Source organism: Microbacterium sp. X-17 (assembly GCF_039615055.1).
In genome coordinates, this window is sequence record NZ_JBDHNI010000005.1 from 132,242 (window position 1) to 149,360 (window position 17,119).

The following is a 17,119-nucleotide window of genomic DNA, read 5'->3' on the forward strand; positions in this document are numbered from 1 at the left end:
GTCGGTCTCCCGGTCCGGCAGTCCGTCTCGTTCTAGGCGAGCGCGGCGCCCAACCGCTGGGCCGCGTGATCGACGGCTTCGCGACCGACGGTCAGCAGCCCGGCCAGCATAGTGAATCCGTGCACCATCCCGGCATATCGGATCAGCTCGACGTCGACGCCGGCCTGCCCCAGGGCTCGCGCGTAGGCCTCGCCCTCGTCGCGGAGCGGATCGAACTCGGCCGTCACGACGAGTGCGGGCGGCAGCCCCGCGAGCGATGCCGCGCGCAGGACCGAGACCTCCGGATTCGCCCGTTGCGCGTGATCGGGCACGTAGCTGTCCCAGCCCCAGTCGAGGATCGCGGCGTCGGCGAGATAGCCCGTGGCGAAGTCCTGGTAGGACGGATGCTCCTCGTGCGCGGAGTCGGTGACCGGGCAGCCGAGGAGCTGGAACCGGATGGCGGGGCCGCCGCGGTCGCGGGCGCGGAGGGCGACCGCGGTCGCGAGGTTCGCCCCCGAGCTGTCGCCGGCAACCGCCAGACGGGTGCCATCGGCCTGGAGCAAGGCGGCGTTCTGCGCGAACCAGCGGGTGGCCGCGTCAGCGTCCTCGAGGGCCGCCGGGAACGGGTGCTCCGGCGCGAGCCGGTACTCGACCGACGCGACGAGCGAGCCGCTGCCCTGGGCGAGCATCCGGCACAGGACGTCCGCCGTCGAGGCATCCCCCGACATCCACCCGCCGCTGTGGAAGTACATCGTCACCGGCAGGGTCGCGCCGGCGACCGGCCGGTACAGGCGCACCGGGATCTCGCCGCCCGGTCCCGGCAGGGTGATCTCTGTCACCTCCGCCATCTCCGGGCCGGAGCCCAACGCCTGCGTCATGGCCTTCGCCATGGCGCGGAAGCTCTGCAGGTCCAGCGGGGCGCCCGCGTCGGGCGGCGCGGCGTGCGCCAGCAGGGCCTCTACCTCGGGATGAAGCGGCATGTCGCGGTTCTCCTCGATGTCAGCGGAAGACGGGCATGATCTGCTCGGCGATGAGCCGGAGCGTGCGGACGTGGTCCTCCCGGTCGGTGCTGCTCAGCAGCTGGCACTCGATCATCATCGAGGTGGCGCCGAGCTCCTCGCGCACGCGCTCGAACTGGTCCTTCGCCATGTCCGGGGTGCCCCACACGCACATCGTGTCGACGATCACATCGATCGGCACGTCGGGGTTGTAGATGTTGTCGAAGCCGGCGGTGCCGAGCAGCGCGCCGTCGTTCGGGGCCGTCTCGGTGTCGTACTGCGCCGCGAGCAGCTGGCTCGTGCGGATGAGCTTGCGACGCGTCTCCGCCCACGCCCGCGTGGCGATCTCCCGCGCGTGGTCGCGGTTCTCGTGGATGAAGGTCGGGGTCCGCACCGCGACCTGGGGCGTGCCGGTGTGTCCCGCCTTCGTCCATTCGGCGCGGTAGTCGGCGAGGGCCGCCGAGGTGATCTCCCACGTCGGCCCGCCGTGCCAGCCGGGGAGCGGGATCATGAGGTGCAGTCCGCGCTTCCCGATCTCCGGGTAGGTGTCGGCCGACTGGGCCACCGACCACATCGGGATCGACGGCTCCTGGAACGGCCGGGGGAGCAGCGTGTAGTCGTGGAAGTCGTAGTACGTGCCGCGGTAGCTGAAGTTCGTGTCGTTGATGATGCCGGTGGCGCAGTCGATCGCCTCGTAGTACTGGGCCTTGTAGGCGGCGAGGTCGTCGCGCGTGGGGATCGGCACCTTGCCGACCGCCATCTTCTCGAGTGCGTCGGGTCCGAAGAACCCGGAGATGCCGCGGCCGAAGCCGAGGTCGAACCGGCCCTCGGAGATGTGGTCGAGGCTGACGGCCTCCGCCGCCGCGGAGATCGGATGACGCAGCGGCGTCGGCACGATCGCGGTGCCCAGGCGGATCCGCCGCGTGCGCGCCGCGAGCCAGGCGAGCACCTGGAACCCGGGCACGCCGGTCTGGATCGCGACGGGATCGCCGTTGTCGTCGATCCCGCGGCGCGTGCCGCCGCCCCCGATCCGTCCCGCGGACAGCTGCCCCGACAGGTCGGTGACCCAGAGGTCGTCCATGCCGAGCTCTTCCGCGTAGATCGACTCCGCGAGTCCCCGTTGGATGGCGGTGTGGATGCTCTCGCCGGGGCTCTGACTCATCGTCTGGAAGTACCCGAATCGGATCTCGTTCGTCACGCCCGTTCCCCTCGCCTGCGTCGTTGCAGCGAAACCGCTGTTCGCGAACCTAGGGGAGCGAACCCCCGCTCAGGGCCTTGGTCCGCTGAGCGGACCGATTCAGGAAGTGAATTCTCCTACGCGTGCGGAGCGGGCGGCTCGAACGTGTTCACCATCGCGAACGCGGCGCGCGAGAGGTAGCTCCAGAGCGTCTCCTCCTGCAGCGGTGGGAGCCCTAGAGAGACCACGGCGGCGCGCATGTGGGTGAGCCAGCGATCGCGCGCGCTGGGGTCGACGTGGAAGGGGGCGTGCCGCATCCGCAGCCGCGGGTGCCCGCGCTGCTCGCTGTAGGTCGTGGGTCCGCCCCAGTACTGCTCGAGGAACTGCGTCAGCCGCTCCTTGGCGGGGCCGAGGTCGTCCTCGGGGTACATGGGGCGGAGGACCTCGTCCGACGCGACGCCCTCGTAGAAGGCGTCGACGAGCCGCACGAACGTGTCGTGGCCGCCCATCTGCTCGTAGAAGTTCGGCTGCTCGGGCACCGGCGTCATGCGCCATCCTCCTCGGAGTTCTTGGGCTTCCAGACGGGGCGCTCGGGCACCGTCTTCACGGCCACGGGGGTCGGGCGTGTGCGGGGCGGCCGCGCGCCGCGGACGCGCTGCGCACCCTCAAGCCCGCTGAGCACGATCGAGTTGAGTTGCGGCAGCCGAAGGCCCATCGCGTCGACGGCATCCTTCAGCCGCATCCGCAGCTCGCGCGCAACGTCGTCCTTCGCGCTCGCGCGCGTCTTCATGACGAGGCGGATGACGAGGGCGTCGCCCGAGACCGACTCCAGCCCCCAGATCTCCGGCCGCTCGATGATCCGCGACTGCCACTTGGGGTCCTCGGTGAGCGCGTTCGCCGCGTCGAGGAGCTGCGCCTCGACCGTAGGGACGTCGGCGTCCACGGGCACGGCGAGGTCGATGATGACGCGCGACCAGCCCTGCGACATGTTCCCGATGCGGGTGATCTCGCCGTTGCGGACGAACCACAGCGTGCCGTTCACGTCGCGGACGTGCGTGATGCGCACCGCGACGTACTCCACGACCCCGGTCGCGAGCCCGAGGTCGACGACGTCGCCGATCCCGACCTGGTCCTCCGCGACGATGAAGATGCCGTTGAGCACGTCCTTGACGATGTTCTGCGCGCCGAAGCCGAGACCCGCGCCGATGGCGGCGGAGAGCAGTGTCAGCGAGCCGAGCGCGTTCGGCGCCACGACCCCGATGATCAGCAGGATCGCGATGATCCCGATCGTGACGGCGGTGATGTTCTGCAGGATCGAGCCGAGCGTGCGCGTGCGCTGCACGAGGCGGACGGATGCCAGCGGCGAGCGGTCGAGCGCGACCGTGTCGTCCACGGCGGCCTTCGACTTCGCACCGGCCACGATCCGGCGCACGACACGGCGGATGACGAACCGCAGGATCCACGCGACGAGCAGCGCGCCGAGGACGATGGCGACGACCGTGAGCGCGTTCCACCCGATCGCGGTGAGCACGCCGAGCGTCCGCTCCCAGAACGTAGGGGACAGCGGGGACGTGTCGTCGGCGGATGCGATGAGGAACGAGGGCATCGTCCTCTCATGCTAACGAGCGTCGGCTCCGCGTCTCCTGGACCCGCTCAGGACGCGGCGTCCGGCCCCGCGAGACGCCAGCGATGGGCGAGGATGACCGCGTGCACGCGGTCTCGCGCGGCGAGCTTCTGCAGCACGCGCCCGACGTGGGTCTTCACGGTCGACTCGCTCAGGAAGAGCGACTCGGCGATCTCGGCGTTGGTCTGGCCGCGGGCGATGGCGAGGAACACCTCGTGTTCCCGGTCGGTGAGCGTCGCGAGCGCGTCGGGCGCGGCGGGCTCCGTCGGGAGCCCGGAGACGAGCTCCACGAGCCTCCGCGTGACGCGCGGCGCGAGCGCCGCGTCGCCGCGGTGCACGGCGCGGACGGCGGCGACGAGCTCGGACCCCTGGGCGTCCTTGAGCAGGAACCCGCTCGCGCCGGCGCGGAGCGCGGCGAACGCGTACTCGTCGAGGTCGAACGTCGTGAGAATGAGGATGCGTGCAGAAGGGTGCGCGGCCACGATCCGTTCCGTCGCCGCGATGCCGTCGAGGTGCGGCATCCGCACGTCCATCAGCACGATGTCGGGGGTGAGACGGGCGGCCTCGCGCACCGCCTCGACCCCGTCGGATGCCTCACCGACCACCTCGAGGTCCGGCTCCGCCTCCAGCACGAGCCGGAACCCGAGCCGGATCAGGTGCTGGTCGTCGACGAGGAGGATGCGGATGGGTGTGCTCACGAGCCCTCCTCCGGGATCTCGGTGGGCAGCGGCAGGATCGCGGAGAGCTGCCACGAGCCCGCGCCGCCGAACCCGGCCGTCAGCGTGCCGCCGACGTGCTCCACCCGCTCGCGGAGTCCGCGCAGGCCGAACCCGCCCTCGGAGACCTGCACCCGGGCGCCGTCGTTGCGGATCGACACGCTCACGGCGTCCTCGGTCGTGCGGATCGCGACCGCGATCGCGGTCGCGTGGGGTGCGTGCCGCATAGCGTTGGTGACGCCCTCCTGCACGACCCGGCCGAGCGCGAAGCGCACCGCCCGCGGCGCGGCGGCGGTGGTGCCGGTGGTCGCCAGGGTCACCGGGTAGCCCGCGCGCTGCGCGGACTCCACGACGAAGGCGGGGTCGACGGGCTCCAGCGGCTCCAGGGACGAGGTTTCGTCGGACGCGTCGCGGAGCACCCCGAGCATCGCCCGCATCTCCGCCAGCGCGCTCCGTGCCGTCTCCGCCGCCTCGAGGCTCGCCTGGCGGGCGCGCTCCGCGGAGCTGGCGGCCGCGGCGCCCTCCGAGAGGGCGACAACGACGGTGAGCGAGTGCGAGACGATGTCGTGCATCTCGCGCGCGATCCGGGTCCGCTCCGCCGCCGCGGCGAGCTGCGCCTGACCGTCCCGCTCTACCGCGAGCTGGCGGGAGCGGTCGATGAGCGCCTCGAGGTAGCGCCGGCGCGCGCCGACGTTGACGCCGATCAGGGCGCCGATGACCAGGACGACGACCATCCCGATTGCGCTCTTGGTGGCGTAGAGCTCGGCGAGAGGATCCTTCAGCCACGCGATCAGCGCGTACACGCCGATACTCGCGGTCGCGACGCCGACGGCCATCCAGCTGGCGCGGGTCGAGCCGTAGACGGCGAGGGCGAAAGCCGCGCAGGCGAGGAACACGTCGGCGATCGGGGCGAGCTCCGGTGGGAGCACGAGAGCCGGCAGAAGCGCAACCGCGAAAGCGAGGATCGGCCGACGCCGGCGGAACAGGAGGGCGGCGGAGGCGATGAGCGCCAGGGCGATGGCGAACCACATCTGCGCCACGCTCGGGGGGACGGGCGTGCGCGATGCGGCGAGCACGCCGGCCACGGAGATGAGCGCCGCCGCCGCAGCCACCAGCGCGTCCACGAGCCCGGGATGTTGGGACCAGAACCGGCGCAGGACGCCGGGCGGGTGCGGAAGCAGGAGGTCGTCGTCGGAGACCGTGGGGTTTCCGACGACGACCTCGGTGCGTCGCGACATCCGCTCGACTCTACGCGTCGCGTGTGCGCAGCGTCACCCAGCCGCCGACGAGCGGAACGAGCACCCAGACGAGGAGCGCGAGCCACGCCGGCCAGAGATCGGCCGTCGTGGACGTCAGGTTCTGCGCGGCGTTGCTGGGCAGGTACTGCGCGAGGTCGACGAGCCAGTGCCATCCGTCGCCCGCGAGGGAGAACAGGCTGAACACGAGCGGAAGCACGAACAGCACGCCGACCGTCGTGGCGATCGCGCCGGCGCCGTTTCGGATGAGGAAGCCGAAGCCGAGTCCGATGAGCGCGAAGGCCACCATCGACACGACGCCGAAGACGAGTGGGACGATCGACTCCCGCGGGGTGGACCAGTCGATCTGCGTGTGCAGGATCGGCGCGGTCACGACGATCGCGACCGCGTAGATCACGATCGTCGTGAGGGCGAGGAGGACGGCGACGACGACGGCCTTCGCGAGGATCACGACGTCCCGTCGCGGCTCCGCGGTGAGCGTCGAGCGGATCATGCCGGTCGAGTACTCGCCGGTGACGACGATCGCGCCGAGGATGCCGGCGACGAGCATCGTGAACTGCATCGGCGACACGATCGCCCGGACCGGAGGGACTCCTCCCGGCACGCTGTTCGACACGCCGGCGATGAGGAGCGAGAGGCCGATCGAGAGGACGGCGGTGATGAGGAGCGACCACCACGTGGAACGGACGGTGGTGACCTTGATCCACTCGCTGCGGAGGACCCGCGCGAAGTTGAGGTGAGGATGGACCGCGGTACGGGTGTCGGCCGGTGCGGTAGCGAGGGCGGTCATGCGATCTCCTTGGTCTTGTACTCGACGGCGTCGTCCGTGAGAGCCAGGTAGGCCTCTTCGAGGGAGCCCGAGCGGGGCGTGAGCTCGTGCAGCGGGATTCCGAGCGACGCGGCGAGGTCGCCGACCACCGCGGCGGTGGTGCCCGCGATGAGGGCCGCACCGGGCTCGGTCGCGGTCGCCGTCACGTCGGGGCCGGCGAGCGCCGCGACGAGCTCCGCGAGGCGGGGGGAGCGGACCGCGAGGGTCGTGGTCGTCCACGAGCGGACGATGTCGGGGAGATCCGCGTCGGCCAGCACCTTGCCGCGCCCGAGCACGATGATGCGGTCGGCGGTCTGCGACATCTCGCTCATGAGGTGGCTGGAGAGGAGCACCGTGCGCCCCTCGGATGCCGCATGCCGGACGAACTGCCGAACCCAGCGCACGCCCTCCGGGTCGAGGCCGTTGACCGGCTCGTCGAGGATGAGCGTGTGCGGGTCGCCGAGGAGCGCTGCGGCGATGCCGAGGCGCTGACCCATGCCGAGCGAGAACTTGCCGGCCCGCTTGCCCGCGACCGATCCGATGCCCGTCAGCTCGATCACCTCGTCGACGCGGGCGCGGCCGATCCCGTGCGTGGCGGCCATCGCGCGCAGGTGGTTGCGGGCCGAGCGCCCGGTGTGGACGGCCTTCGCGTCGAGGAGGATGCCGACCTCGGTCAGCGGCGCGCGCATCCGGCGGTAGGCCGTGCCGGCCACCGTGACGTGCCCGGAGGTGGGGCGGTCGAGGCCGACGATCAGCCGCATGGTGGTGGACTTGCCCGCGCCGTTCGGCCCGAGGAATCCGGTGACCTTCCCCGCAGGGACCGTGAACGAGAGGTCGTCGACGGCGGTCTTGTCTCCGTACTTCTTGGTGAGCTGCTCTGCAACGATCATGCTCTCCACGCTAGAGAGCAGCCCGTCCCCGCGCGCCCGCCCTAGGTCCCCATCCGGGTGGTACCTCGGTGCCGCGGGTCAGCCGGCGTCGCGGGCCTGGACCGTCAGTGCGCGCTCGACGCCGGCGAGGTTCTCGCCCACGAGGCGGCGGAGCGCCGGGGCGGCATCCGGGTTCGCGTCGAGCCACGCACGGGTCGCGTCGCGGAGCGCGGTGTTCGCCAGCGCGGCCGGGAACAGACCCACGATCAGGTAGTTCGCGATCTGGTAGCTGCGGTCCTCCCAGACCGGCAGGAGCATGTCGAAGTACGGGCCGACGAACTCCTCGAGGAGCGCAGCGCCGGCCGGGTGCACGAAGCCGACCGCCGCCGAGCGCACGATCGTGTTCGGCAGATCCCCGCGCTCGATGAGCCCCGCCCACGCCTCGCGCTTCGAGTCGAGGTCGGGGAGCGCGGCCTTTGCCTGGGCGGCGAACTCCGCACCCTTCGCGGTGTTGTCCGCGGTGAGCGCCGTGTCGACGTCGGTCGCCGTCACCGCGCCGCCGGCGGCCAGCGACACGAGGAGCTGCCACGACAGGTCGGTGTCGATCTCGAGACCCGCGAGGGAGATCGTGCCGTCGCGGAGGCCGCGGACCGTCTCCCACTGCGCGGGCGTCGCCGCGGCGCTGGCAAACGAGGTCGTGAACTGCAGCTGGCTGTCGCTGCCGGGCGCCGCCGCCTGGGCGAGGCTCCAGAGCGCGGCGGCGACGCGCTCGCGCGTCTCCGCCCGGCGCTCGGGCGCGACGTACGCGTTCGCGGTGAGCAGCAGCTGCCCGAGCGTCGTGCGGACCGTGGTCGACTCGGTCTCGCTTCCGATGTTGCCGAGCACGAGGTCGATGTAGTCGCTCGCGGCGCTCTCGGCGTCGCGGGTCTGATCCCATGCGGCGCCCCAGACGAGCGAACGCGCCAGCGGATCCGCGATCTTCGCGAGGTGTGCGACGGCCGTCGTGAGGGAGCGCTCGTCGAGACGGATCTTCGCGTACGCGAGGTCGTCGTCGTTCAGCAGGACGAGGTCCGGCTGCGTGAGGCCGGCGAGCTCGGGCACGTCGACGCGGTCGCCGTCCACGTCGAGCTCGACGTGGTGCACCCGGACGAGCGAGTCGCCCTGCAGGGAGTAGAAGCCGACACCGAGGCGGTGGGGGCGGATCGTCGGGTAGTCCGCCGGGGCCGTCTGCACGATCCCGAAGCGGGTGATGCGGCCGGTGGCATCCGTGTCGATCACGGGGGAGAGGGTGTTGACGCCCGCCGTCTCGAGCCACTTCTGCGACCAGGTCGTGAGCTCGCGGCCGCTCGTGACCTCGAGCTCGGCGAGGAGGTCGGCGAGCTCCGTGTTGCCCCACGCGTGCTTCCGGAAGTAGGCGGACACGCCGGCGAAGAACGCTTCCACGCCGACCCACGCGGCGAGCTGCTTCAGGACCGAGCCGCCCTTCGCGTACGTGATGCCGTCGAAGTTGACCTGCACGTCCTCGAGGTCGCGGATCTCGGCGACGACCGGATGCGTGGAGGGGAGCTGGTCCTGCCGGTACGCCCAGCTCTTCTCCATGGCGTTGAACGTCGTCCACGCCGCGGTCCACTCGGTGGCCTCCGCGGTCGCGATCGTCGACGCCCACTCCGCGAACGACTCGTTGAGCCAGAGGTCGTTCCACCACTTCATCGTGACGAGGTCGCCGAACCACATGTGCGCGAGCTCGTGGAGGATCGTGACGACCCGGCGTTCCCGCACGGCATCCGTCACCTTGCTGCGGAAGACGTAGGTCTCGGTGAAGGTGACGGCGCCCGCGTTCTCCATCGCGCCCGCGTTGAACTCCGGGACGAAGAGCTGGTCGTACTTCTCGAACGGGTAGGGGACGCCGAACTTCTCCTCGTAGTACGCGAAGCCCTGCCGCGTCTTCTCGAACACGTACTCGGGGTCGAGGTGGCTCCACAGCGACTTGCGGGCGAAGATCCCGAGCGGGATGACGCGGCCGGAGGCGCTCGTCAGCTCGGAGAATGTGGACTCGTACGGGCCCGCGATGAGCGCGGTGATGTAGGACGAGATCCGCGGGGTCGGGGCGAAGCGCCAGGTCGCGGCATCCCCTTCGCCCAGCTCCGGAGCGGGCGTCGGCGAGTTGGAGACGACCTGCCACCCCGCCGGTGCTGTCACGGTGAAGCGGAATTCGGCCTTGAGGTCGGGCTGCTCGAACACGGCGTACACGCGGCGCGAGTCGGGCACCTCGAACTGGCTGTAGAGGTAGACCTCGCCGTCGACCGGGTCGACGAAGCGGTGGAGGCCTTCGCCGGTGTTCGTGTAGAGGCAGTCGGCCTCGACCGTGAGGACGTTCTCGTCCGCGAGATCGGTGAGCGCGATGCGGGAGTCGGCGTACGTGGATGCCGGGAGCGCACGCCCGTTGAGCGTGATCGCGTGCACGTCGCGGGCGATGAGGTCGACGAACGTCTCGGCGCCGGGCTGCGCCGCGAAGCGGATCGTGGAGGTCGACCGGAACACCTCCGGACCGGTCGTGAGGTCGAGTACGACGTCGTACGAATGGGTCTCGACGACGGCGCGGCGGTCCTGAGCTTCGATGCGAGTGAGGTTCTCTCCTGTCACCCCGCCAGCCTACGCGGCGCCCCCCGTCTCCCCGCCCGGCCCCGGCGTCCCCGAGGCCTGTCCACCCCTCCGCGAGAACGCGCGTATGTCACCGACACGCCGTAAGAAAGTGACACAAGCGCGTTCTCAGCGAGGGGGTGGCGGGCTCGCGGCTAGGGGGTGGCGGGCTCGCGGGCGATGTGGGAGCGGGCGTGCGCGACCGCCTCGGGCAGGGTCGCGAACAGGTGGTTCTCGTGGCGGAGCGCGTCCAGGGCGCCGACCGTGCGGAAGAGGCTCGCGTGCCGGGGCTGCACGCCCTTGATCAGCACCGTGATCCCGCGCCGTTCGAGGGCCTGCACGATGTCGCCGAGGATCCGGGCGCCGGTGGCGTCCACGAGCTCGAGGCGTGACGCGCGCAGGATCACGACCGACACCCCGTCGAGCGCCGTCACGGTTTCGAACAGCCGGTCGGCCGAGGCGAAGAAGAGGGGCCCGTCGAGCCGTAGCACCGCGATGCGCTCGTCGCCTTCGACCGGCTCGCCCGCGATCTCCTCGCGGTGCGCGCCGGCGGCGCGGGAGAGGCTCCGCAGCGAGAGGACCGCGGCGAACACCACGCCGATGATGACGGCGACGATGAGGTCGAACGAGACGGTGATGAGGGCCGTCAGGACGAAGGCGACCGCGTCGCCCGGTGTGGAGCGCAGGATCGACCGGACGGTCGCGGCGTGGACCATCCGCAGCGCGGTGAGCATGAGCACCCCCGCGAGCGCGGCGAGCGGGATCGAGCCGACGGGTCCGGCGGCGACGAGCACGACGAGCAGCAGCACGACGGAGTGGAAGACCGCCGCGAGCCGGCTGCGGCCGCCCGTGCGGACGTTGACCGCCGTGCGCGCGATCGCGCCGGTGGCGGGCATCCCGCCGAACAGGGCGGATCCGATCGACGCGAGCCCCTGGCCCACGAGCTCGCGATCGGGATCGAACGTGCCGGTGTCGGCGAGGGATGCCGCGACGCGCGCGGACAGCAGCGACTCGATCGCGGCGAGCGCGGCCACGGTCAGCGCCGGCACGACGAGCTGGCCGAGGGTCGCCGGGTCGAGCGCCGGGAGGGTGGGAACGGGCAGGGAGGGGAGCGTGCCGATCGTGGCGAGCGGCGTCACAACGACGGTCGCGAGCACGGCCACGATGACGATCCCGATCAGCGAGCCCGGGAGGGTGCGATGGATGCGGGGGGCGACGAGCATGATCGCCGCGACGATCGCGGCCGCCCCGACCGCCCACGGCACGTACGTCCAGTCCGCCTGGGCGATCGACTGCACGGCCGCGATCACGGCGTTCGAGGAGCGCTCGCCCGCGGCGGCGGTATGCGGGCTCGTCAGGAGCGGCACCTGCTGCAGGAAGATGATGACGGCGATCCCGAGCGTGAACCCCTCGATGACGGGCCACGGGATGAATGAGACGGCGCGGCCGAGCCGGAGCGCGCCCGCCGCGAGCACCACCACCCCCGCCATCAGCGTGACCACGACGACGGCGCCGGCGCCGTGCGCCGCGACGATCGGCACGAGCACCACGACCATCGCGCCCGTGGGCCCGGACACCTGCACGTTCGAGCCGCCGAACACGGCCGCGAGCACGCCGGCCACGATCGCGGTCACGAGCCCGGCCTCCGCGCTGAGCCCCGAGCTCACGCCGAAGCCGAGCGCGAGTGGCAACGCGACGATGCCGACCGTGAGGCCGGCGACGAGGTCGGCGCGCCACGTGCGCCGCAGCATCCGGTAGTCGCCGGCGCCCGGCAGCAGCGCACGGGCGTATCGCGCGACGGACGAGCGGATCCGGATGACGCGGCTCATGCGCGCGTCGTCGCCAGTGCGGGCAGGGACTGGGCCTGCGCCAGGCGCACCCGGTCGTCCTCGAGCATGCCCAAGAGAAGGGCCCGCGCGACGGCGAGGAGCTCGGCGATGCGCGGATCGGCGAGGCGGTAGTGCACGTGGCTCGCGCGGCGCTCGGACACGACGAGACGGTGGCGGCGCAGCACGGCGAGGTGCTGCGAGAGGTGGGACGCCTCCAGCCCGGTCTCGGTCTGGAGCTCGGCGACCGTCACCTCGGGCGCGGCGGAGAGGAGCTCCAGGATCCGGATGCGGAAGGGATGCGCGAGTCCCTTGAAGAGGTTCGCCTTGACCTCGTAGAGCGGGCGTTGGGCCTGACTGAGTGGCATGATGAAACCATCATACCGGCCGGGGTCCGAGCCCTCGGATCCCTACACTGGAGTCCATGCGCATCCACATCGGCACGGACCACGCGGGCCTCGAGTTCTCCACGCGGATCCAGCAGCACCTCGCGGCCCAGGGGCACGAGATCGTCGACCACGGCCCCCTCGAATACGAGCCCCTCGACGACTACCCCGCGTTCTGCATCCGCGCCGCTCAGGGGGTCATCGACGACCAGGCAGCCGGTGTCGAGGCGCTCGGCGTCGTCTTCGGAGGTTCGGGTAACGGCGAACAGATCGCCGCGAACAAGGTGCGCGGGATCCGGGCTGCTCTCGTGTGGAGCACGCCGACGGCAGAGCTCGCGCGCCAGCACAACGACGCGAACGTCATTGCGATCGGGGCGCGCCAGCATACGTTCGAGGAGGCGGCGGGCTTCATCGACACGTTCGTCGCCACGCCGTTCTCGAACGAGGAGCGCCACGTGCGGCGCATCGGGCAGATCGCGGCCTACGAGATCGACGGATCGCTCGTGCCCGACCCCCGAGAGGAGCAGCCGAGACCCGACGTGCTCGACGCCTCCGACACGTTCGACCCCGAGGCGGGCTGATGCCGGAAGGGCACTCGGTCCATCGGATCGCGCGCCAGTTCGCTCGTAATTTCGTGGGCCGCTCGGTGGTGGCCTCCAGCCCCCAGGGGCGCTTCGTCGAGGGAGCCGCAGCGCTCTCCGGCCGGGAGGCGACCGGGGTCCGCGCGGTCGGCAAGCAGATGTTCCTCGAGTTCGACGAGGAGCTGTGGCTCCGTGTGCACCTCGGCATGTACGGTGCGTGGGACTTCGCCGGGGAGATCCTCGTCGATCCGACGATCGCGTCGGCGAACGGCCGCATGGGTCAGACGAACCAGCGCGGCACGGTGCTGGATCCGCCGATCCTGGACGCATCGGGGGAGAACTCGCTGACCTCGATCGGCGCCCCGCGGCGCACCCGCGTGCACGTGCGGATGTCCGAGCAGACCACCGGCCTGCCCGACGAGGAGCTCGCCGGATGGCCGCCGCCGGTGGTCGGCCAGGTGCGCCTCCGCCTCCTGACGGACGTGACGTGCGCGGACCTGCGCGGACCGACGGCCTGCGAGCTGCAGACGCCCGACGAGGTGATAGCGACGGTCGCGAAGATGGGTCCGGATCCGCTCGTTGGCGACGTCGCCGAGGGGGAGGAGCGCTTCACCGCGGTCGTGCGACGCAAGCCCACGTCGATCGCGCTCTTGCTCATGGACCAGACGGTCGTGAGCGGCATCGGCAACGTCTATCGGGCGGAGCTCTTGTTCCGCGCGCGCCTGAACCCGCACACGCCCGGTCGCGACGTACCGGAGGAGGTCGTCCGGGCGATCTGGCGCGACTGGGTGCGGCTGCTGGCCGTCGGCGTCGAGACGGGCCAGATGATGACGATGGACGACCTCGACGACGACGCGTACCGGAAGGCGATGGCGCACCGCGACGACCGGCACTGGGTCTACCACCGCACCGGTCTGCCGTGTCGTGTGTGCGGCACCGCGATCGTGATGGAGGAGCTCGGCGGACGGAAGCTCTACTGGTGCCCGTCCTGCCAGGCCTAAGGAGGCGTCAGGGCGCGGGCTCGTACTCGCCCGCGAACCCGGCGCGGGCCGCCTCGAAGTCCGCCTTCGAGCGCTCGGCGTAGTCCATCGACCAGTCGAGGACGGCCTGACCGAGCACCCCCGATCGCCCGATGTACCCGACGATCTCGCTCGCGGTCGGGCTCTGCGCATGCGCCCGGGCCAGCACGATCCCGCAGGCCAGGATGTAGTCGGCGAAGGCCGTGGGCGCGAGGCCCTCGAGCACGATCGCCCCCTTCATGTCGTGGAACTGGCGGACATAGAAGTCGCGGCCGTTGGCCTGGAAGTATCCGAGGAACGGGTCGGACACGGCTTGCAGCACCCGCTGGAGACCGACGACGCGGAAACCGTCGCCGCTCTCGTCCAAGCCGCGTCGGAGCCGGCGCGGCTGCGGGATGCCGCCGTACTGCGAGATCACCGACGGGCCGGCCTGCTTCACCTGGAGGATGAGCGCGTCGCCGTCCGCACCCTCGAGGAGCAGCACGAAGCAGCGCGTGCCGACGCTCCCGACCCCGACGACGCGCAGCGCGACGTCGCGGACGACGTACTGGGAGAGCACGAGGTCGATGTCGAGACCGACGCTCGCCCGGTAGGCGCGATAGAGGTTGGGGGCCTCCGCGATGATCTGCTGGCTGCTCGCGTTGTTCCCGGTGAGCTCGGCCTCCGCGAGGCGCACCATCGTCGGCGGCTCGTTCACGAAGCGGAGTCGACCGTCCTCGCCGACGACCGTCGCGCGTCGCACCGCGCGCTCGCCCGTGCGGCGCTCCGCGGCGGCGATGGCGGCCGCCTGCACCTTCGTGCCGGCTTTGCTGAGCGGGCGTCCGGCCAGCTCGGAGCTCAGGTGCATGAAGTACCGGTCCACGGCGCTGTCGGCGACGAGCTCCCGCAGTGCCCGGGCATAGGCCTGGAACCCTTGCAGACAGGCCTCCTCGATGAACTCCGGAGCGTAGCCAGCATGGCGGCCGCCGATGACGGCGCTCGCCAGCATCCGCTTCACGTCCCATTCCCACGGCGCTGCGGCGGCTTCGTCGAAGTCATTGAGGTCGAACACGATCCGTCGCTCGGGGGAGGCGAAGAAGCCGAAGTTGCTGATGTGCGCGTCCCCGCAGGACGGGACGAGGATTCCGGAGTGCGGCGCTCGACCGAGATCGAGGGCCATGAGGCCCGCGGTCCCGCGGTAGAAGGTGAATGGGTTCGCGAGCATTCGCTGCAGCCGCAACGGCACGAGCTGGGGGAGGCGTGTCTCGTTCTGTTCCCGCAGGTGCGCGACCGGATCGCGATCGCCGCTCGCCGCGGTGGCGAGCGCGCGGCGGCTGACCGTCTGGCGGCGGCGTCGTCCGAGCTCCTGTGTGACGACGCGGTCGAGCACCGCGATCGGGACCGGCTGCGTCTCCTCGTCCGCGGCGGCCGACTCCTCAGGGTCCGGCTCAGCGTCGTCGGCCTCTTCCGCCTCGGTCTCGTCGGGAGCGAGGGACGTGGGCTCGGACGCCGCGGCTTCGGGCCCGGGTTCGATGGCTTCGGGTTCGGTGGCTTCGTCAACGGGCACGGGATCGTCCTTCCTCGCCGGCGCGTCCGCCACGGGCGTCCGCGTGATCTCTCCGGTCTACCGGACGCGCTCCCGCGGGGCAATCATCCTTGTCGGGGGATGGCGAGCCTAGGCTCGGGAGCATGCGGCATCACCTCTGTGCGCGAGGACGGGCATGACAGCCGTCGGCGACCGGATCGGCACGATCCGGGATGTCCGAATCGCGGGACCCGGACGCGAGCTGCTCTCGGGTGACGATGCCTACGACGTGTTCCTCGACGGGGATGCCATCGCCGACATCGCGCCCTCCGGAGCCCTGCGCGCGTCCGGTGAAGTGCTCGACGCGGCGGGTGCCTGGCTCGTCCCGGGCCTGTGGGACCACCACGTCCACACCGTGCAATGGGCGCTCGGAGCGGAGCGGGAGCCCCTCGGCGCGGCCGGGTCCGCGGCACACGCGGCGGCGCTCATGCGGAACGCGCCCGTGCTCGCGGGCGACCGCCGGGTCGGAGCCGGATTCCGCGACGCACTCTGGCCGGACGCGCCGAGCCTGGAGCTCCTCGACGCCGCGACCGGCGGCATCCCGACGTACCTCATCAGTGCCGACGTGCACAGCGTGTGGCTGAACTCCGCGGCCTTCGCGCGGGAGGGCTTCGACGCCGATGCCACCGGGATGCTGCGCGAGACGGACGCGTTCGAGATCTCCCGTCGGCTCAACGCGGCCTCGGACGCGGGCGGGGACGCCAGCGTCGCGCGCGCGGCGCGGGAGGCGGCGGCGCGCGGCGTCGTCGGGATCGTCGATCTCGACATGGCGTGGAACGCCGGTGCGTGGGCGCGGCGGCTCGCGGCCGGGTTCGACGTGCTCCGAGTTGACGCGGCCGTCTACCCGGATCAGCTCGACCGGGCGATCGCGACCGGACTGCGCTCAGGCGACATGATCGGATCCGGGGGCCTCGTGCGCGTCGGACCGCTCAAGATCATCACGGACGGCTCGCTCGGCACGCGGACGGCCGCGTGCTCGCGCCCCTATCCGGACGGGAGCCACGGCGTCCTGAGCGTATCTCCGGAGGAGCTCGCCGCCTTCCTGGCCGACGCGACCGCCGCCGGCTTCGCCTGCGCGGTGCATGCGATCGGCGATGTGGCGGTGGCGCATGCCCTCGACGCGTTCGCCCGCACCGGAGCCGCCGGCACGATCGAGCACGCGCAGCTCGTGACGCACGCCGACCTCCCGCGCTTCGCGCGGCTCGGCGTCGGCGCGAGCGTGCAGCCCGCGCACGCGCTCGACGACCGAGACCTGGCCACCGCCCTGTGGAGCGCGCAGACGGCGTTGGCGTATCCCCTGCGGTCGCTCGTGGATCGGGGCGCGAAGCTCCTGTTCGGCTCCGACGCCCCGGTCGCCGCGATGGATCCGTGGGCCACCCTGGCGGCCGCCGTGTTCCGGACGCGGGGCGAGCGCGAGCCCTGGCATCCGGAGGAGAGGCTGGATGCCGCCACCGCCCTCGCGGCCTCCACCGCCGGGGGCACGGCCGCACCCGCGCGGATCGCGCCCCGTGCCCTCGCGGACCTCGTCCTGTGCGGGTCGGACCCAGTGGCCGCCGACGAGCCGGCGCTGCGCGAGATGCCCGTGCACGCGACCCTCCTCGCCGGCCGCCTGACCCACCTCGCCTGACTCTCGCCCGGCCCGGCCGGCCCGGTCCCGCCCTGTCGGCCCGACCGGG

At 71.7% G+C, this 17,119-nt stretch carries 15 protein-coding genes; 3 read left to right on the forward strand and 12 right to left on the reverse strand.

All coding sequences use genetic code 11. The features are described from left to right. Positions 1–32: 32 nt before the first annotated feature. The 11 genes from ABCS02_RS23565 to ABCS02_RS23615 all read right to left on the reverse strand — a co-directional run bounded on the left by ABCS02_RS23565 (position 33) and on the right by ABCS02_RS23615 (position 12,261). Positions 33–959, reverse strand: coding sequence for an alpha/beta hydrolase (locus ABCS02_RS23565; protein ID WP_345838137.1), 927 nt, complete (start codon positions 957–959; stop codon positions 33–35). 19 nt (positions 960–978) lie between these two features. Next, a complete protein-coding gene (locus ABCS02_RS23570; RefSeq protein WP_345838138.1) occupies positions 979–2,175 on the reverse strand; it encodes an LLM class flavin-dependent oxidoreductase in 1,197 nt (398 codons plus the stop codon). Positions 2,176–2,291: 116 nt separating this feature from the next. Beyond that, complete coding sequence (locus ABCS02_RS23575) at positions 2,292–2,702, reverse strand: globin (RefSeq protein ID WP_345838139.1); 411 nt, start codon at positions 2,700–2,702, stop codon at positions 2,292–2,294. Next, positions 2,699–3,760: a mechanosensitive ion channel domain-containing protein gene (locus tag ABCS02_RS23580; protein ID WP_345838140.1), complete on the reverse strand. Its 1,062-nt coding sequence runs from the start codon at positions 3,758–3,760 to the stop codon at positions 2,699–2,701. The genes ABCS02_RS23575 and ABCS02_RS23580 overlap by 4 nt, the downstream gene beginning before the upstream one ends. 47 nt (positions 3,761–3,807) lie before the next feature. Further along, positions 3,808–4,476 carry a response regulator transcription factor gene (locus ABCS02_RS23585; RefSeq protein ID WP_345838141.1) on the reverse strand — a complete coding sequence of 223 codons (669 nt, stop codon included), beginning with the start codon at positions 4,474–4,476 and terminating at the stop codon, positions 3,808–3,810. Continuing rightward, complete coding sequence (locus ABCS02_RS23590; RefSeq protein WP_345838142.1) at positions 4,473–5,732, reverse strand: histidine kinase; 1,260 nt, start codon at positions 5,730–5,732, stop codon at positions 4,473–4,475. Before ABCS02_RS23590 ends, ABCS02_RS23585 begins: the two co-directional genes overlap by 4 nt. A 10-nt stretch (positions 5,733–5,742) precedes the next feature. Further along, a complete protein-coding gene (locus tag ABCS02_RS23595; protein ID WP_345838143.1) occupies positions 5,743–6,540 on the reverse strand; it encodes an ABC transporter permease subunit in 798 nt (265 codons plus the stop codon). Further along, positions 6,537–7,448: an ATP-binding cassette domain-containing protein gene (locus tag ABCS02_RS23600; RefSeq protein WP_345838144.1), complete on the reverse strand. Its 912-nt coding sequence runs from the start codon at positions 7,446–7,448 to the stop codon at positions 6,537–6,539. The genes ABCS02_RS23595 and ABCS02_RS23600 overlap by 4 nt, the downstream gene beginning before the upstream one ends. A gap of 78 nt (positions 7,449–7,526) precedes the next feature. Further along, the gene (pepN, locus tag ABCS02_RS23605) at positions 7,527–10,070 is read right to left on the reverse strand and encodes an aminopeptidase N (RefSeq protein ID WP_345838145.1); all 2,544 of its coding nucleotides are present in this window, start codon (positions 10,068–10,070) and stop codon (positions 7,527–7,529) included. Between the two features lie 152 nt (positions 10,071–10,222). Next, complete coding sequence (locus ABCS02_RS23610; protein WP_345838146.1) at positions 10,223–11,896, reverse strand: SulP family inorganic anion transporter; 1,674 nt, start codon at positions 11,894–11,896, stop codon at positions 10,223–10,225. Next, the gene (locus tag ABCS02_RS23615) at positions 11,893–12,261 is read right to left on the reverse strand and encodes a metalloregulator ArsR/SmtB family transcription factor (RefSeq protein ID WP_345838147.1); all 369 of its coding nucleotides are present in this window, start codon (positions 12,259–12,261) and stop codon (positions 11,893–11,895) included. The genes ABCS02_RS23610 and ABCS02_RS23615 overlap by 4 nt, the downstream gene beginning before the upstream one ends. Before the next feature lie 56 nt (positions 12,262–12,317). Here ABCS02_RS23615 and ABCS02_RS23620 point away from each other — a divergent pair, with 56 nt between their 5' ends. Continuing rightward, positions 12,318–12,860, forward strand: a complete 543-nt coding sequence (locus tag ABCS02_RS23620) for a ribose-5-phosphate isomerase (protein WP_345838148.1) — start codon at positions 12,318–12,320, stop codon at positions 12,858–12,860. Beyond that, on the forward strand, positions 12,860–13,861 hold the full coding sequence (locus ABCS02_RS23625; protein WP_345838149.1) for a DNA-formamidopyrimidine glycosylase family protein: 1,002 nt from the start codon (positions 12,860–12,862) through the stop codon (positions 13,859–13,861). The genes ABCS02_RS23620 and ABCS02_RS23625 overlap by 1 nt, the downstream gene beginning before the upstream one ends. Before the next feature lie 7 nt (positions 13,862–13,868). On the opposite strand, the gene ABCS02_RS23630 is transcribed toward ABCS02_RS23625, so the two are convergent. Further along, positions 13,869–15,425 carry a DUF2252 domain-containing protein gene (locus tag ABCS02_RS23630; protein ID WP_345838150.1) on the reverse strand — a complete coding sequence of 519 codons (1,557 nt, stop codon included), beginning with the start codon at positions 15,423–15,425 and terminating at the stop codon, positions 13,869–13,871. A 154-nt stretch (positions 15,426–15,579) separates the two neighbouring features. Here ABCS02_RS23630 and ABCS02_RS23635 point away from each other — a divergent pair, with 154 nt between their 5' ends. Beyond that, entirely contained in the window at positions 15,580–17,070 is a 1,491-nt protein-coding gene (locus tag ABCS02_RS23635) for an amidohydrolase family protein (protein ID WP_345838151.1), read from the forward strand. The last annotated feature ends 49 nt before the right edge of the window (positions 17,071–17,119 follow it).

Coding starts and splice junctions, on each gene's coding strand:
- ABCS02_RS23575 (WP_345838139.1), bottom strand. CDS start 2,702: ATGACGCCGGTGCCCGAGCAGCCGAACTTCTACGAGCAGATGGGCGGC.
- ABCS02_RS23565 (WP_345838137.1), bottom strand. CDS start 959: ATGCCGCTTCATCCCGAGGTAGAGGCCCTGCTGGCGCACGCCGCGCCG.
- ABCS02_RS23635 (WP_345838151.1), top strand. CDS start 15,580: ATGACAGCCGTCGGCGACCGGATCGGCACGATCCGGGATGTCCGAATC.
- ABCS02_RS23580 (WP_345838140.1), bottom strand. CDS start 3,760: ATGCCCTCGTTCCTCATCGCATCCGCCGACGACACGTCCCCGCTGTCC.
- ABCS02_RS23590 (WP_345838142.1), bottom strand. CDS start 5,732: ATGTCGCGACGCACCGAGGTCGTCGTCGGAAACCCCACGGTCTCCGAC.
- ABCS02_RS23610 (WP_345838146.1), bottom strand. CDS start 11,896: ATGAGCCGCGTCATCCGGATCCGCTCGTCCGTCGCGCGATACGCCCGT.
- ABCS02_RS23615 (WP_345838147.1), bottom strand. CDS start 12,261: ATGCCACTCAGTCAGGCCCAACGCCCGCTCTACGAGGTCAAGGCGAAC.
- ABCS02_RS23600 (WP_345838144.1), bottom strand. CDS start 7,448: ATGATCGTTGCAGAGCAGCTCACCAAGAAGTACGGAGACAAGACCGCC.
- ABCS02_RS23625 (WP_345838149.1), top strand. CDS start 12,860: ATGCCGGAAGGGCACTCGGTCCATCGGATCGCGCGCCAGTTCGCTCGT.
- ABCS02_RS23620 (WP_345838148.1), top strand. CDS start 12,318: ATGCGCATCCACATCGGCACGGACCACGCGGGCCTCGAGTTCTCCACG.
- ABCS02_RS23595 (WP_345838143.1), bottom strand. CDS start 6,540: ATGACCGCCCTCGCTACCGCACCGGCCGACACCCGTACCGCGGTCCAT.